Below are 14,897 nucleotides of genomic sequence, written 5' to 3' on the forward strand. Positions count from 1 at the left end.
AGCATGATCGGTGAGCATTCATCCAAGCAGTATGACAACGAACTGGAAGCCATTCGCAGCAAAGTGCTGCTGATGGGCGGCATCGTCGAGACGCAGTTCCTCGACGCCATGACCTGCTTCCGCATTGGTAACGCCGAGCGCGCCGACCGCGTGATGCGCGAAGACGACGCCGTCAACCAGCTGGAAGTGTCGCTGGACGACGCCTGCAGCCACCTGATCGTGCGCCGCCAGCCGGCCGCCAACGACCTGCGCACCATCATGGCCACCATCAAGGTGATTACCGACCTGGAGCGCATCGGCGACGAAGCCACCAAGATCGCCCGCACCGCCAAGCAGCTGCACGCACGCGGCGCGGTGACCGTCAACCATTACGAAATGGTGCGCGGCATCGCCAACAACACCTCGGACCTGCTGCATGATGCGCTGGACGCGTTTGCCCGCAACGATGGCAAGCAGGCGCTGCAACTGATCGCCCAGGACGCCGTGATCGACCACGAATTCCGTTCGATCATGCGCAACCTGATCACCTTCATGATGGAAGATCCACGCACCATCTCGGCCGCGCTGGACACGCTGTGGGTGGCCAAGGCCATCGAGCGCATCGGCGACCACGCCAAGAACATCGCGGAATACGTGATCTACGTGGTGGAAGGCAAAGACATCCGCCACACCAAAACCGTCCCGCTGCCGGACGACGTCCCTGCGCAAGCTGAATAAATACACATGGCATCTGATAAAACAACTGTACTGATCGTTGAAGACGAACCGGCGATTGTCGAGCTGGTGACGTTCTCGCTGCGTGAAGCCGGCTGGAACTGCTGCAACGTGCAAAGCGCGGGCGAGGCCTGGGATTTCATCCAGACCAAGACCCCGCAGCTGATCCTGCTCGACTGGATGCTGCCGGACTCGACCGGCCTGCGCCTGCTGTCGCGCATCCGCTCGGACCGTCAATTCAACGACATCCCGGTCATCATGCTGACCGCCAAGAGCATGGAAGAGGACAAGCTGGCCGGCCTGAACAGCGGCGCCGATGACTACATCACCAAGCCGTTCTCGCCGCGCGAATTGCTGGCCCGCTCCAAGGCGCTGCTGCGCCGCAAGGCGCCGGAACACGCGCAAGCGACCATGCGCGCCGCCAACATCATGCTGGACCCGGTCAGCTGCACCGTCTCCATGGACGAGCAGAAGATCGACATCGGCCATGCCGAATACAAGCTGCTGAAATTCCTGCTGGCGCATCCGGAACGGGTGTTCTCGCGCAGCCAGCTGCTGGACAAAGTGTGGGGCGATCATGTGGTGATCGAGGAGCGTACGGTGGACGTCCACGTACTGCGCCTGCGCAAGGCCTTGAAAGAGGCTGAACACTTGATCAAAACCGTGCGTAGTGTAGGCTACATGCTGTCGGAAAAAACCTGAGTTTCAAATGAATCCAAAACTGGTGTTCTGGGTGCCTGCTGCGCTGCGTACTGCCATCATCCTGGCGGCGTGCGCGCTGGCGGGCTGGATGTTCGGCTGGACGACCGGACTGGTGCTGGCCTTGCTGGCCATGATGGCGCTGGTGTTCACCCAGCTGAACTATCTCTACCAACTGAGCAACTGGATGGACGATCCGCGCAGCTTCAAGCTGCCGGACGGTTGGGGCGAGTGGACCAACATCTTCTCGCGCCTGTACCGCATGCGCCGCGACGATGAAAAGAACCAGGCCGAACTGACCGAATGGCTGGCGCGCTTCCGCCAGGCCATGCACCTGCTGCCGGACGGCGTGGTGATCATGGACGACGTGCTGTTCCTGGAGTGGTGCAATCCGGCCGCCGAACAGCATCTGGGCCTCAGCAACGAGCGCGACAAGGGTATGCGCGTGACCAACCTGGTGCGCAATCCGGACTTCATGGATTACATCATTCTCGGCCGTTACGAGCAGCCGCTGACCATCAGCTTCCGCGAACGCAAGCTGATCGTGCATATCATTCCGTTTGAAAACCGCCGCCAGATCCTGGTGACGCACGATGCGACCGAAACCGAGCGCATCGAGGAAATGCGCCGCGACTTCATCGCCAACGCCTCGCACGAACTGCGCACGCCGCTGACGGTGATCGTCGGCTTCCTCGAAATCGCCGCGCAGGAAGGCCTGGATGCGACCACCCGCGCCGCCCACCTGAAGCTGATGACGGAGCAGGGCCACCGCATGCAGCATCTGATCGAGGACATGCTGACCCTGTCACGGCTGGAGTCGGTGGATTATCCGATGCGGCCGGACCCGGTCGATGTACACCAGCTGATGGAGCAAGTGGCGCGCGATGCGCGCGCGCTGTCGGCCGGCAAGCATGAGATTACGCTGTCGGTCGATGGGCCGAATGTGATGGGTTCGTACGAAGAGCTGCACAGCGCGTTCGGCAACCTGGCCTCGAATGCCGTGCGTTACACGCCGGCCGGCGGCAAGATCCACCTGGTGTGGAAGGAACACGAAGGCGGCGTCAAGTTCAAGGTGGAAGATACCGGCATCGGCATCAGCCCGGAGCACATCTCGCGCCTGACCGAGCGCTTCTACCGCGTCGACAAGAGCCGTTCGCGCGAAACGCAGGGCACCGGCCTGGGGCTGGCCATCGTCAAGCACGTCCTGCTGCGCCACAGCGGCACGCTGCAAATCAAATCAGAAGCGGGCAAGGGCAGCAGCTTCATTGTCTGCCTGCCGAAAACCGCCGTCGTACAGCAACAGCCGGAGCTGCTGCTGGGCTGATCTCTAGCGGTTGTAGAACGCCGCTACCTTGTTGACCACGCCGGGCGAATGCTGCTCGGCGGTGGTTGCAATTTCTTCCATTTGCGCTGGCGTGATTTGTTCCGTTTGCTCTGGCGTGACCCTCGGATGCTGGTCGTCGCCAAAGTCGCCGATACTGGCCGCCAGCGATGCCACCATTTCGTGGCTGACATTGCTCAGCAGGCGGTTGACGATATCGGCGCGCTGCTCGGCGGTGCTGAGCAAGAACAGCTGGCTGATGGTGTGAGGTTCGGATGAAGTGTTGATGGCGGCGGGCATATTGGCTCCTTGAGGTCCCTTGAGGTCTATAGGAGCAAGTTAGCCGTACCGCCGCGCCGGGTCTGTACGGACGCTAACCGAAGTATTCCTTGGAGCGCGCATTCTTCTCGCACTCGTCGTGAATGAGGTGAAAGCGCTCATGGTCTGCCCATTATTTAAATTGGACGACCTGCTGCCGGATGCCGTCACTCAACGGTCTTGGTGCGACGGCTATTTGTACGCCGTCGCCCGCGATCCCGGCCACTGCGAAACGCGGTGCCTGCGGGACGCCATTCTCCGGGTAATTCACGACTACATCGGACGGCTCGATAGCACGGCCGTTTAGCGACGGACGATGAAAGGTGACGGTCACGGCCGGAATCGCTGAGTTTGATCCGTAGACTTCGACAAATGACGCCAACTGGGCGCCGAGCAATCCATCGGCACTATCCATCCGTAGCGAGCCTGGCGTGCATATATTCTTGCCACTTGCATCTTGGACCGTGGCGGTAAGCCAACTTTGGGTACCGTTTACTTCGCGGGTGACCGAGTAAATATATCGGCCTTTGTGCCAATTACAGGAATTGCGGACGCTCACGAAATTTCCTTCGTATCCAGCGGCCTCGAAATGCGCTCCCGGTGGCCCCTTGGCATAGTCCAGATCGATCGCCTGGCCGGTGGCCCAACGCGAAAACAAGGTGCCGCGTCCAAGCGGCACCAAGGTGCGTTCGCTGGCACTTGGCCAACCGGCCACATGGGTCTGCACGCCACCGTAGAAGTTCGCTCCGCCCACAGTTATCAAGCCGAGTGGCGCGATATAAAAATCGGCATCGTCCGGCACGTCGTTCGAGATATCGAACGCGATACTGAGCGAATCGAGCCGTTCATGTGCAGGCAAAGTCCACCAAAGATCCGCCAGGTGCCACGGATAGACCGGCGGCGCGTCGGCGGAGCGCGAAGGCGGTGAGAACGCGCTAGCCGCAAGAGCCAGCATGCACAGCGTTGTTGCGTATCGTTGCCTTGCTGCGCGCATAGTTAGCTGGTGCATGTCAAAACCTTCCCCAAAATTGGCTTGCCCCAGGATTTTTGGCAGACCACTCAAGACAGCAATATCCTGAATGCATCGTGGCTGGTAGTGGTGTCTTCGACGGCAACGTTGTCGACGCGCGCGGCGGGTGGGGCTTGGCGGCTCCAGTTGATAATGGCGTCGACTGCGGCGGCGTCGCCGTCCACTTCGGCTTCCACCGAGCCATCGCTCAGGTTGCGGACCCAGCCGCGCAGGCCGAGATCGACGGCTTGCCGTGCAAACGAGGCGCGGTAGCCGACGCCTTGTACCAGTCCTGTGATCAGCAGATGTTTTGCCATGCGTGGTCTCCTCATCAGCCTCGGGCGGGGAATTGTTCCAGTTGCTGGATGCGCTGTTTGGCGCGGTCTTGCATGCACTCGCTGTACATGACGTTGCGGATGCTGCCGCCTTGCCACTTCGCGTATTCTGCCTGGCAGTCGGCTTCGCGGAACTTGACCCACAGGCGCTGGGCGTCGACCAGTTTGGCCTTGATGCCAGCAGCGTCATCCATGGTGGCAACTTCCTTCAGTGTCTGCTGGTAGGTGGCATTCAGCTGGCGCTCGACTTTCTCCGTTGCCTGCGACGCGCATTGATTGAGGTCGATCGTGCTGAAGGCTTTGTCGCAGTCCAGCGCGTAGCTGCTGCCGGCGCTGGCGGCCAGCAACAGGGGGAGGATCAGGCGTTTCATAAAGTACCGCTTCCTTTCATGGCCAACTGGCAGCTGTGCAGCACGTCTTCATACGAGCGCGACACGTGGTCGGCGGTGGGGAAGACGCAGGTTTTCAAGTCGGGATTCTCAAACGGGCTCGGCAGCAGCAGCGCGAAATGTTTGCAGTTCGGCAGTTCCTGGCGCATCCGTTCCAGCGTCTGCGCCATCAGCGCGCAGTCGTTCAGCGGGTCGACGCTGACCAGGCAAACGATCGATACCAGTTCAGCCGATGCTTCCGGCGGCGTATCCTTGTCCAGATCTTCCAGGCTCATGCTGCGTGCATCGATCTTCTGCTCGCGCAGGATGCGCACCAGGATCTCGGTAGCCAGTTCCGCATACGACGAACCCAGGCCCATGCTCAGTACCACGCTGCCAGCCGGCACGTCGAACGATCCCTGCCATTCGCCGCTGTCGGAAATGCGTTGCTCGCGCAACTCACGGCCGATGCCGCCGCGCTTCAGCACGCTGGGGCGCTTGCGCTTCTTCCACCATTTGACGCTGCCGCTCAGCGCCTCGATCACGGCAATGATGGAGCCGGATACTTTCTCTTCTTCCACCGGCGTGATCGAACCGTCCTTGAAATCGAAGCTGGCCAGATGCAGCGCCGGCAGCAGCACGCCGTCGCAATACTCGGCCAGCGATTTGTGTTGCATGTAGCGCTTGGCGCTGGTGACGATTTCGTGCGCGTCGCCGGACAACGCGCGCTGGTAGAAATTCTGCGGCATGGTCAGCGCCGGCAGTTCGCCGAACATAATCTCCAGCACCTTCAGCGCGCGGATGTAGCGGCCGGCCACCACCAGGCACAAGGTCAGCGGCGTCGACAGCACCAGCCCGACCGGACCCCAGATCCAGCTCCAGAAAATCGCCGACACCACCACCGACAGCGGCGACAGTCCGGTGGTATGGCCGTACAGCTTGGGCTCGATGGTCTGGGCGACGATGATTTCCACCGCCAGGAACAGGCCCAGCGTCATCAGCGCCATCGACCAGCCGGGATCGATGGCAGCCGCCAGCACGGTGGCGCAGAACGCCGCCATCCATACGCCCACATAGGGAATGAAGCGCAGCACGGCCGTCATGGTGCCCCACAGCAGCGCCTGGCCCAGGCCCATCAGGCTCAGCCCCAACCAGATCGCCAGCCCGGTGGCGAGGTTGACCAGGAATTGCGAGATGAAGAAGCGCGACAGGCGCTCGCCGGCATCGTTGACGGCAATCGTGGTGGCGCGCAAATCGCCGCCGCCTGCCAGGCGGATGAAGCGGTCGCGCAGCGATTCATGTTCCAGCAGCACAAAGATCAGCACCACGAACACGATGCCGGCCGTTTCCAGCGGCGGCCATACGGAGGATGCTATCTTGGCCAGCAGCTGGAACGGCTTCAGCGCCGGTTCGTGGATTTCCACCAGCACCGGCGTCTTGGCGCTACCATCGTTTTGCAGCACGGGCGTAGGACCGTCGAGGCTGTCGCCGGTGAAGTGCTCGATCAATTGCCCGGCCGGACCGCCAAGGCTGCCGAGCGTGCCGCGCGTCAGCTGGTCCAGCGTTTCGATCTTGCTGGCGATGGTGTCCTGGTACTGCGGCAGGCTGGCGCCCATCATGCCGACCTGCTGGATGATCACCGCGCCGATCGCCAGCAGCGTCACTGTCACCACCAGCACGCCGGTGCAGACCGAGGTGGTCTGGCCCAGCCCCAGGTGGCGCAGCGCGCGCACGAACGGTGCAATCAAAAAGCTGAAGATGAAGGCCAGCGTGATGGGAATCAGCACGTCGCGGCCGAAGTAGAGCAGGGCCAGCACCGTGGCCGTGCCCACCAGGCCAGCTACAGCGCTGGGTAAAGTGCGGGAAGTAAGAGAATCAGACACCGTCTATCCTGGCAGGGTAAGTAAAGCCAATAAAATGCACCGCGTTGAGGGCGATGTGAACCAGTATGGCGGCTTCGATGCGTTGCGTGCGGTGGTAAGCCCAAGCGTAGCCGATGCCGGCAATGCCAGCGAGTATGCCATATCGCAGGCCGCCGCCGAGGTGCGCGGCGCCGAACAAAAGGGCCGAAACGGCCACCGCCAGCCATGGCCCCCAGCGGAAGCGCTGCAGCGCGGCGGCTAGGCGTGCTTGCAGCAGGCCGCGGAAGAACGCTTCTTCGGCAATCACCGTGAACAGCAGGTTGACGACGATGAAGCCCAGCGTCTGCTGCGGCAGTTTGACGTCAGCGCCGACCACTCCGGCAGCCAGTGCAAAACCGAGCGTGGCCGCCACCGTCAGCACCAGCACCGGCAGGGTCTGGCGCAGCACCGTGCCCAGTTCGGACCACGAGCTGATGCGCTGGCACAGCCAGGCCAGCAAGATCAGGCCGACTGCGCCCTTGTCGAAATTGGCGTATTGCGTGAAGGGCAGGGCGTTGGCGGACAACTGCACGCGGTCGATCAGGACCGGGTTGTTGAAGCCCGGCAGCTTGTGCATGGCCAGCGCCAGGGCCAGCAGGATGGTGATGGTCTGCGCAACGGCCCGCAACGTCGCGGCGCGCGCATGCCCAGCCAGCCAGGCGGCGCCGGCAAACAGCAGCAGCGCGATCAGCGCCGGCGCATGCAGCACGCCGGCCACCAGACCGGCGCCCACCGCCGCCGCAAACAGCAGCGCCGGCAGCAGCGGATGGGACCAGACGGCAGCGATGGCGCCGGCCAGCAGGAGGAAAGTCAGCAGTGTAGGAATGGGCATCAAGCAGGGGAGGCAGGGAAATCAGGTGCGCTTAAGTTTCCCTTAATCATATCACTTTGCCCATGTTCGCATTTAGAAGCGATAGATCAGTGCGGTCATCAGCATCGGCGTGGTCTTGCGCTTGGTCAGCGGACTATCGGCGGCGTCGCCGGTCAGGCGGGTGACGCCGATGGCGCTGCGCACCGACCAGTTGCTGTCCAACACATGGTTCCAGTGCACACCGGCCGCGACGTTCTCAAAGCCGCCCTTGGCGCTGTAGGCTTTGTAGCCGGAGGCGGCGCTCTGCGCGGCGGTGACGCCGAAGTAGGTCTGCATGTGCTTGTCGTCGCCGTAGACGGCCGACGCGCCAAAGCCGATCTGGTCGGTGGTGTCGGTGTACAGCGGTGCGTTGACGCCAAAGGTGTAGGTGCTGCCGTATTCGCGATGGCCGAGGTTCTGCTTGGTGCTCACACTCAGGCCGACCTTGCCCAGTTGATAGCCAGCGCTCAGTACGGCTTGTGCCGAGCCGTCGATGTCGCCCATGCCTTTCAGCGCGTCGGAACCGGAGAAGTAATTTTCCTTGTGGTCCTTGCGGCCGCCATCGTAGCCCAGCGCCGCGCTCAGCGAGAAGTCGCCCAGCTTGGTCTGATAGCCGATGCCGCTCTGTGTGCTGAGGAAGATGCCGTTGCTAAAGGTGCGCTCCAGCACCGGCAAGGGCAGTACGCGGCTTTTGTCGCTGCCGGCGTATTCCGGCACATAGGCCAGGCCGAGGCCGGCGGTGAAGCTGTCGCCGCTGGCCGACGCGGCGGGCGCTGCCGGTGCGTCTTCGGCAAAGCTCCGGCTACTGAAGGCGCAGAGGGAGAGAAGGGTGAGGGTGATCGCGTGGCGCATGGAGGGTCCGTTCAGGTTGTCCGCCGGCGCGAGGGGCCGGCGCAGACGGGCGAGAGTTTCCCACTGAATACGTTCCGACACCATCGGCATAGCTGAAGTATCATTGGCTGCAATCTTTGGTATCGCCTGATGCACTTTGGAGCTGATTATGTCCCTGACCTTGTATTACCATCCGCTGGCCTCGTTCTGTCACAAAGTGCTGATCGCGCTGTATGAGAACGGCACGGTATTCGAAAAGCGCGTGATCAATCTGGGCGATGACGCCGACCGCGCCGAGCTGGAAGCGATCTGGCCGTTGTGCAAATTCCCGGTGCTGCGCGACCACGCGCAGGTGCGCGATGTGCCGGAAACCTCGATCATCATCGAATATCTGGACCGCCATTATCCGGGCCCGACGCTGATGATCCCTGCCGACTGGGACGATGCGCTGGACGTGCGCCTGTGGGACCGCTTCTTCGACAACTATGTGCAGGGGCCGGTGCAAACCATCGTCAGCGCCCACCTGACCGGCCTGAGCTGCGACCAGACCAAGGAGCGCACCAAGCTCAAGACCGCCTACAAGATGATTGAAAAACGCATGGCCACGCGCGGCTGGTTGTGTGGCGAAGCGTTCAGCCTGGCCGATTGCGCGGCGGCGCCGGCGCTGTTCTATGCCTGCACGCTGCTGCCGTTCCCGGAGGAGTACCACCACCTGCAAAGTTATTTTGAGCGCCTGGTGACGCGGCCGTCGGTGCAGCAGGTGCTGGAGGAGGCCAAGCCGTACTTCAATATGTACCCGTTTGCGCAGGAAATTCCCGAGCGCTTCCTGTAAGCGTATTGCCGCACAGTGTGCGCGCGCGGATGGGTGAATCATGGCCTTTCTTCTCCAAAAAAGGATACACCATGGATCATCCGAATTCCTCGCGTCGCGCGCTGGTTGGCGCGGCAGCCACTGGCCTGCTGGGTGCTGCCGTGGCGCCGGCCGGCGCGCACGGCGGCGCGGCTGACGGCGCTGCGGTGCCGCCGAAAAATCCGGTGACTGCCTATCCGGCGCCGCCGTTCCCCACGCAGCAGCAGCCGTGGCCTGGCCTGACCAGCAAGATGGATCCACGCCCCGACCATGGCGAGACCAGCTACAAGGGTTCCGGCCGGCTCAAGGGCCGCAAGGCGCTGCTGACCGGCGGCGATTCGGGCATCGGCCGTGCCGCCGCCATCGCCTACGCCCGCGAGGGCGCCGATGTGGCCATCAATTATCTGCCGGCCGAGGAGGCCGATGCGCGCGAGGTGGTGGCGCTGATCCGCGCCGAGGGCCGCAAGGCGGTCGCCATTCCGGGCGATATCAAGGACGAAGCGTTCTGCAACAAGCTGGTGGCCGACGCCGCGCGCGAACTGGGCGGGCTGGATATTCTGGTCAACAATGCGGCGCGCCAGTTCTCGCGCGATTCCATCCTGGACATGACCACCGCAGATTTTGACGAGACCTTCAAGACCAATGTGTACGCGATGTTCTGGATCACCAAGGCGGCCGTGCCGCTGCTGAAGCCGGGATCGACCATCATCAACACGGCGTCGGTAAACGCCTATGATCCGGGCGAGAACATCATCGACTACGCCGCCACCAAGGGCGCGATCATGATTTTTACAAAGGGATTAGCCAAGCAGCTGGCCAGCAAGGGCATTCGCGTCAATGCGGTGGCGCCGGGGCCGTTCTGGACGCCGTTGCAGGTGACCGGCGGACAGCCGCCGGAAAAACTGCCGCAATTCGGCGCCGACACGCCGCTGAAACGGCCGGGCCAGCCGGCCGAACTGGCCGGCGTGTACGTATTGCTGGCGTCGAATGAATCCAGCTACGCCACCGGCCAGGTGTATGCGGCGGTCGGCGGCCACGGCGGCCCGTAAGCCGTCATTCCCGCGCAGGCGGGAATCCATGCGCCGCCCAGACAGTGGCGGCGCGGGGATCAGTTCTTGTTACCCTCATCGGCGCTCTGCACCGACGCGGCCTGCGGGAAAGCCTGGTTCTGCGAGGCGATGTTGGCGAACTTGCTGGCTTCGTCCGACATGTGCTTGCTGGCGGCCTGACGGCCGGCATCGGCCAGTTCGGTGGCGGTGCGCGTGGTCTGTGGCACATGCTGCTGCGCCACATTGTTGATCTCGGCCTGGAAGTCGGTGGCGACCTGCGCCAGTTGCTGGTGGTAGCTTTGCAGCTTTTGCAGCAGCGCGCCAGCCTGCTGTGGAGCGGCTTGTGCGCCGCTGGCGGATGGCGTCGTCTGTACCGCACGTTGCAGCGCTGCCGTCGACTCGCTCAGCCAGTCGCGGCTGAATTGCACGTTGACCTCGGTCAGTTGGCGCAGCGAGCGCAGTACCGCCTGGTTCAGGTCGGCGTAGTAGTCGATGCGGGCTTCCGCATGATTGCGTGCTGCCGGGGACAGCGTTTCAACAAACGAGTTCATAAGCTTTGCTCCTGGTGGGGGCCAAAAAAGGAGAATTGCGAGCGGGGGAGGCGGGACGTTTTGGCCTTGCGTCCACCCCGCTATCATCGCAAATGTCGCCGCTTTATGGCACTCCTGAGCTTGCCGGAACTATTTGTTTTCTCTACTCAACAGATGGCGACGGCCGTGGCAGGAGAAGCAGCTGTTTCTGCCGGCCGTTGATGTAACGCACGCCACTAGCATCAAAATAGGCATCCTCCTCCAGCATGATGTTAACCGGCTCGCGCCAGCCGGGAATCCCGGCTGTATTGCTCAGTTCGATCGAATAGGCGGTGCGCGGCCGCAGCAACTCGTCGCCGCTGCCCGGCACGCCGGTTTGCGCGTCCCACATGCCGATGGCCGGGCCGGCCGCGTGGCCGTGATAGCCGATCGGGTGGCTGTAGATGGTTGGCCGCAAGCCCTCGGCCTTGGCCTGTTGCAGCGCCGCCGCCAGCATGGCGTTGCCGCTGCGGCCAGCCTGGAATTGCGACAGCAGAATGTCCTGCACGCGGTTGGCGCCGGCAAAGGCTTGTTGTAGCGCGGCCGGCGCAGCGGTTTCGCCTGGTTTCAGTATATAGACATGCTGCTGGATGTCGGTGTTCAGGCGCAGGTAGGTGATGCCGATGTCGACATGCAGCAGGTCGCCGGGGATGATGACGTCCGGGTTGGCGCGCTCGTTATTCTGGCGCTGGATTTCCACGGACGGATGGAACCAGGTATCGTAGCCCAGGTCGCGGATCTTCTGGCGGAACCACCACACCACGTCTTCGGTGGTGGTGACGCCGGGCGTGATCACGCGCTCGGAAAAGCCTTCCTCGATGATTTTATGGGTGGCGTTGACCATCTGCGGGTAGATCTGCATCTCCCGTTCCGTGCGCGTTTCCAGCCAGCGCACCGCCAGCGGCTCGGCCGACACCACGCGGCTTTTCAGCGCCGCCGGCAGGGCCGCCAGCAGTTCGGTGTACTCGGTGTGGTCGATGCCGTCGGCGTGGCCAAAGGTGGCCGAGGTATTCAGGCCGATCTTGCGCGGATTGCGGGTCTTGATGATGTCCGCCAGCGCATCCCACTGGTTGGGGAATTTCTTCTTGTCCCACGACTGCCTGATGCTGGCGCCGACGTCATAGCGCGTCACCCCCAGCCGTTCCACCTTGGCGCTGGCGGCGTCGCGATAAAACACCAGTATCGTGCGGCGGCGGGCGTTGAGCCATTCGGCCGGCAGCATGGTTTTCAGTACCGGGTCTTCGTTGTATTCTCTCGACACCAGCACCCACATATCGATGCCGGTTTGCGCCATCATGTCCGGCAGCAGCTGGTCGAAGCGCTCCGCCAGCAGTTGATTGACGACGACGGCCTGGGCGCGCAGCGGCAGCACGTCAGCGGATGCCGGCGCCGCCAGCAGCATGGTGAGGGCAAGGAGAATTTTTTTCATGCTCAGATAGTGCTGGCGGTTTTTGCCAATGTCAATCAACAGTATTTATAATGCACGTTGCATTCGCTAAGGAGAAGACATGGCAGCACCTTCGGTTTTTTATCTGCACGGCGGTCCGGCACTGGGTCCGGTGTTTGAGCGTGCCCGTTATCCGGACGCGACGCACGTCCACTGGTGGCATCAGCCGCTGGCCAAACCGTGCGCGGCGCGTCCCTATCTGGACCTGCTGGAAGCGACATTGACCGAATTCCGCCGCGTGGCCGCCGAAGCCGGCCAGCCGCTGACGGTGATGGCGAGTTCCTTCGGCGCCCACCTGGCGGTGCATCTGGCGCGCCAGGCGCCGGAGCTGATCAAGGACATCGTGCTGTTGGCCCCTACCTTCAATCCGGAGCAGGCCGCACTGCGCCTGGCGCGCCGCGCCTTCCGCGTGCATACCGACCATCCGAACGCCGGCAAGCTGGCCGTGGCGCTGGGGATGTACGAGGATGATCCGGGCCGTCCGCGTTTCTGGGATGTCTTCGGCGCGCTGTCGCAGCTGCCGGATGTGACGGAACTGTATTTTGGCCCCAACGGCGGCGCCGAGGCGTCGCGTTCGTTCGCGGAACTGATCCAGCAGCCGGGCGCCTTCGACGGTCCGACCTCGGTCGCGACCTCGGACGATTTCTCGGCGCTGGACCACACGCCGGTGCGCAGCGCGTTTGAAGGCCCGGTGTCGGTGCTGTTCGGCGCCTACGATCCGATGATCGACGCCGAACAGGATCGCGCCATCTGGGAAGTGATCTTCCCGCAGGCCGCCTTCTTCAAGGTGGAAACCGGCCACTTCCCGCTGCTGGAACTGACGCTGGAAGCCTGCCTGTCTCCTGCCTGATTACTTACCGGCGAAGCGCGCCTCGATTTCCTCCAGCGTCTTGCCCTTGGTCTCGGGCAGCAGGAAAGCGGCGGTGAGGAAGTACAGCAGCGTGCAGCCGGCGCCGTAGAAGAACATGGTGGCGTAGCCGTACTGCCCCACGGTGGGCAGGAACACGGCGGCGATCATGGTCGAGACAAACTGGTTGATCAGCAGCGCCACGCTCATGCCATTCGAGCGGATGCGGGTCGGCATCAGCTCCGACAACGCCAGCCACACGCACACGCCGGGACCGACGGCGAAGCTGGCCACGAATAAGCACATCATCAGCATCACCTGCCAGCCATGCGCGGCGGGCGGCACCGCCGCCAGGTCGGCGCGCTGGATGCGCAACGGCGCGCGCAGGCCTGCTTCCGGACTGGCGAAGGGATTCAGGTGCAGCTTGCGGAAGAAGGCGCCGATCACGCTGTCCGGCTGCACCGTGTCTTCGCGGTTCATGCGCAGCACCGGCAAGGCGCCATCATCGCTGCGGCGCGTCTGCACGTTGGTGAACGGGCCGTAGGAATAGGCTACCGTCAGTTGCAGCGGCGCGCCGTTGGCGCTGATGCCGGCGGCGCCGAACGATTGCAGCGTTTCAGCGTCCAGCCGCAGCGCCAGGCTGTCGGACTGCATGCGGGCTTGCAGCATCGGCCGCACGTCACGCTGCTGGCCTTCGGCGCTGCGGAACAGCAGGCCGGCCGCCAGCAGCGAGAGGACAATGCCGCCGGTGCCCAGCATCAGCAGGAACTTGCGGCCCTTGCGGTCGACCAGCACCACGGCGACGATGGTCATCAGCGCGTTGACCACTTTCAGCACCACGTCGGCGCTGTTGGCGGTGGCGCCGGACAGGCCGGCCTGATTGAGGATGTTGACCACGTAGGCCAGGATGGAGTTGATGCCGGTGGCCTGGTTCAGCGCCAGGATCAGACAGGCCAGCAGGAACGGCAGCATGTAGCGGCGGCTTAGCAGCGAATCGCTGGCGGCCGGCCCCTTGCTGGCGGCCGCGGTCGGCGTGAGCGCCTGCCGGATCTCGCGCAGCTCGGCCTCGGCTTCATCGGCGGAGCGGGTGCGCAGCAGGGCGGCGCGCGCTTCCTCGATGCGTCCCTTGCGCGCCAGCCAGCGCGGCGACTCCGCCAGCAGCAGCGCGCCGGCGCTGAATACGATCCCCGGCGTCAGGCACCACCAGAAGATGCTGCGCCAGGCGTGATCCTTGGCGGCGAAGACGGCGGCGGCGCGTTGATCCTCGCCCAGATGCTGCGCGGCGGCGGTGGCGCTTTCCACGCTGTGCGCTTGCAGCAGGCCGATGATGGCCGCCGCCACCAGGCCGATGGTCAGCAGCAGCTGGAACAGGGCCGCGCCGCGTCCGCGCTGGCGCGCATGCAGGCACTCGGCCAGGTACAACGGCACGATCACGCCGATCAAGCCGCCGCTGACGCCTTGCAGCAGGCGGCCCAGCAGCAGCGGCGTATAACCGTCGGCCAGCGCGATCAGCGGGATGCTGAGCGTGAACAGCACGCCGGACAACACCATGCCCCAGCGGCGGCCGATCCAGTCGGCCAGCGCGCCGGCAAACAGCGACGACAGCACGGACCCCAGCAACACCGCCGCCACGATAAAACTCAACTGCTGCGCGCTCAGTCGCCACGCCACCGATGCTGTCGATTCCAGATACGGCAAGGCGCCGGCGATGATGCCGACATCGATCCCGTACAGCAGTCCACCCATGCCTGCAATGAACAACAAAAATCCCATGGCGCGTTTTTGCATC

General features: G+C 63.4%; 16 protein-coding genes. 6 read left to right on the top strand and 10 right to left on the bottom strand.

The window, feature by feature from the left end; translation table 11 throughout:
- Positions 1–3 precede the first annotated feature (3 nt).
- Genes phoU through phoR form a run of 3 tightly spaced genes read left to right on the top strand, consistent with a single transcriptional unit; the run spans position 4 to position 2,737 of the window.
- Positions 4–717, top strand: a complete 714-nt coding sequence (phoU, locus tag GTP69_RS15530; protein ID WP_161055723.1) for a phosphate signaling complex protein PhoU — start codon at positions 4–6, stop codon at positions 715–717.
- A gap of 6 nt (positions 718–723) precedes the next feature.
- Positions 724–1,416, top strand: a complete 693-nt coding sequence (locus GTP69_RS15535; RefSeq protein ID WP_110848419.1) for a response regulator — start codon at positions 724–726, stop codon at positions 1,414–1,416.
- A gap of 7 nt (positions 1,417–1,423) precedes the next feature.
- Complete coding sequence (phoR, locus tag GTP69_RS15540; protein WP_161055724.1) at positions 1,424–2,737, top strand: phosphate regulon sensor histidine kinase PhoR; 1,314 nt, start codon at positions 1,424–1,426, stop codon at positions 2,735–2,737.
- Positions 2,738–2,740: 3 nt separating this feature from the next.
- On the opposite strand, the gene GTP69_RS15545 is transcribed toward phoR, so the two are convergent.
- The 7 genes from GTP69_RS15545 to GTP69_RS15575 all read right to left on the bottom strand — a co-directional run bounded on the left by GTP69_RS15545 (position 2,741) and on the right by GTP69_RS15575 (position 8,367).
- The gene (locus tag GTP69_RS15545) at positions 2,741–3,034 is read right to left on the bottom strand and encodes a hypothetical protein (RefSeq protein WP_161055725.1); all 294 of its coding nucleotides are present in this window, start codon (positions 3,032–3,034) and stop codon (positions 2,741–2,743) included.
- A gap of 151 nt (positions 3,035–3,185) precedes the next feature.
- Positions 3,186–4,115 (bottom strand): hypothetical protein, encoded by a 930-nt coding sequence (locus GTP69_RS15550; RefSeq protein ID WP_161055726.1) that lies wholly within the window; start codon positions 4,113–4,115, stop codon positions 3,186–3,188.
- Positions 4,112–4,378: an acylphosphatase gene (locus tag GTP69_RS15555; RefSeq protein ID WP_202424438.1), complete on the bottom strand. Its 267-nt coding sequence runs from the start codon at positions 4,376–4,378 to the stop codon at positions 4,112–4,114. Before GTP69_RS15555 ends, GTP69_RS15550 begins: the two co-directional genes overlap by 4 nt.
- Positions 4,379–4,392: 14 nt before the next feature.
- A complete protein-coding gene (locus GTP69_RS15560) occupies positions 4,393–4,767 on the bottom strand; it encodes a lysozyme inhibitor LprI family protein (protein ID WP_161055728.1) in 375 nt (124 codons plus the stop codon).
- A complete protein-coding gene (locus GTP69_RS15565; RefSeq protein WP_371867958.1) occupies positions 4,764–6,647 on the bottom strand; it encodes an AI-2E family transporter in 1,884 nt (627 codons plus the stop codon). The genes GTP69_RS15560 and GTP69_RS15565 overlap by 4 nt, the downstream gene beginning before the upstream one ends.
- Positions 6,640–7,497: a CPBP family intramembrane glutamic endopeptidase gene (locus tag GTP69_RS15570; protein WP_161055729.1), complete on the bottom strand. Its 858-nt coding sequence runs from the start codon at positions 7,495–7,497 to the stop codon at positions 6,640–6,642. The genes GTP69_RS15565 and GTP69_RS15570 overlap by 8 nt, the downstream gene beginning before the upstream one ends.
- A gap of 72 nt (positions 7,498–7,569) precedes the next feature.
- The gene (locus tag GTP69_RS15575; RefSeq protein ID WP_161055730.1) at positions 7,570–8,367 is read right to left on the bottom strand and encodes a MipA/OmpV family protein; all 798 of its coding nucleotides are present in this window, start codon (positions 8,365–8,367) and stop codon (positions 7,570–7,572) included.
- Positions 8,368–8,515: 148 nt separating this feature from the next.
- Here GTP69_RS15575 and GTP69_RS15580 point away from each other — a divergent pair, with 148 nt between their 5' ends.
- Both GTP69_RS15580 and GTP69_RS15585 read left to right on the top strand, forming a co-directional pair.
- On the top strand, positions 8,516–9,178 hold the full coding sequence (locus GTP69_RS15580; RefSeq protein WP_161055731.1) for a glutathione S-transferase family protein: 663 nt from the start codon (positions 8,516–8,518) through the stop codon (positions 9,176–9,178).
- A gap of 71 nt (positions 9,179–9,249) precedes the next feature.
- Positions 9,250–10,245: an SDR family oxidoreductase gene (locus GTP69_RS15585; RefSeq protein WP_161055732.1), complete on the top strand. Its 996-nt coding sequence runs from the start codon at positions 9,250–9,252 to the stop codon at positions 10,243–10,245.
- 59 nt (positions 10,246–10,304) lie between these two features.
- Here the strand turns inward: GTP69_RS15585 and GTP69_RS15590 are convergent, their stop codons facing one another.
- Positions 10,305–10,796: a phasin family protein gene (locus GTP69_RS15590; protein WP_161055733.1), complete on the bottom strand. Its 492-nt coding sequence runs from the start codon at positions 10,794–10,796 to the stop codon at positions 10,305–10,307.
- 142 nt (positions 10,797–10,938) lie between these two features.
- On the bottom strand, positions 10,939–12,243 hold the full coding sequence (locus tag GTP69_RS15595) for a M24 family metallopeptidase (RefSeq protein ID WP_161055734.1): 1,305 nt from the start codon (positions 12,241–12,243) through the stop codon (positions 10,939–10,941).
- Between the two features lie 79 nt (positions 12,244–12,322).
- On the opposite strand from GTP69_RS15595, the gene GTP69_RS15600 reads away from it, so the two are divergent.
- A complete protein-coding gene (locus GTP69_RS15600; protein WP_229260970.1) occupies positions 12,323–13,111 on the top strand; it encodes an alpha/beta fold hydrolase in 789 nt (262 codons plus the stop codon).
- Here GTP69_RS15600 and GTP69_RS15605 read toward each other — a convergent pair whose 3' ends face one another.
- Complete coding sequence (locus tag GTP69_RS15605; RefSeq protein ID WP_229260971.1) at positions 13,112–14,896, bottom strand: MFS transporter; 1,785 nt, start codon at positions 14,894–14,896, stop codon at positions 13,112–13,114.
- Position 14,897 lies beyond the last annotated feature (1 nt).

It is taken from the genome of Duganella levis (assembly GCF_009857605.1).
GTDB lineage: Bacteria > Pseudomonadota > Gammaproteobacteria > Burkholderiales > Burkholderiaceae_D > Rugamonas > Rugamonas levis.

Coding starts and splice junctions, on each gene's coding strand:
- GTP69_RS15600 (WP_229260970.1), top strand. CDS start 12,323: ATGGCAGCACCTTCGGTTTTTTATCTGCACGGCGGTCCGGCACTGGGT.
- phoR (WP_161055724.1), top strand. CDS start 1,424: ATGAATCCAAAACTGGTGTTCTGGGTGCCTGCTGCGCTGCGTACTGCC.
- GTP69_RS15590 (WP_161055733.1), bottom strand. CDS start 10,796: ATGAACTCGTTTGTTGAAACGCTGTCCCCGGCAGCACGCAATCATGCG.
- GTP69_RS15545 (WP_161055725.1), bottom strand. CDS start 3,034: ATGCCCGCCGCCATCAACACTTCATCCGAACCTCACACCATCAGCCAG.
- GTP69_RS15605 (WP_229260971.1), bottom strand. CDS start 14,896: ATGCAAAAACGCGCCATGGGATTTTTGTTGTTCATTGCAGGCATGGGT.
- GTP69_RS15555 (WP_202424438.1), bottom strand. CDS start 4,378: ATGGCAAAACATCTGCTGATCACAGGACTGGTACAAGGCGTCGGCTAC.
- GTP69_RS15585 (WP_161055732.1), top strand. CDS start 9,250: ATGGATCATCCGAATTCCTCGCGTCGCGCGCTGGTTGGCGCGGCAGCC.
- GTP69_RS15580 (WP_161055731.1), top strand. CDS start 8,516: ATGTCCCTGACCTTGTATTACCATCCGCTGGCCTCGTTCTGTCACAAA.
- phoU (WP_161055723.1), top strand. CDS start 4: ATGATCGGTGAGCATTCATCCAAGCAGTATGACAACGAACTGGAAGCC.
- GTP69_RS15535 (WP_110848419.1), top strand. CDS start 724: ATGGCATCTGATAAAACAACTGTACTGATCGTTGAAGACGAACCGGCG.
- GTP69_RS15560 (WP_161055728.1), bottom strand. CDS start 4,767: ATGAAACGCCTGATCCTCCCCCTGTTGCTGGCCGCCAGCGCCGGCAGC.
- GTP69_RS15570 (WP_161055729.1), bottom strand. CDS start 7,497: ATGCCCATTCCTACACTGCTGACTTTCCTCCTGCTGGCCGGCGCCATC.
- GTP69_RS15575 (WP_161055730.1), bottom strand. CDS start 8,367: ATGCGCCACGCGATCACCCTCACCCTTCTCTCCCTCTGCGCCTTCAGT.
- GTP69_RS15595 (WP_161055734.1), bottom strand. CDS start 12,243: ATGAAAAAAATTCTCCTTGCCCTCACCATGCTGCTGGCGGCGCCGGCA.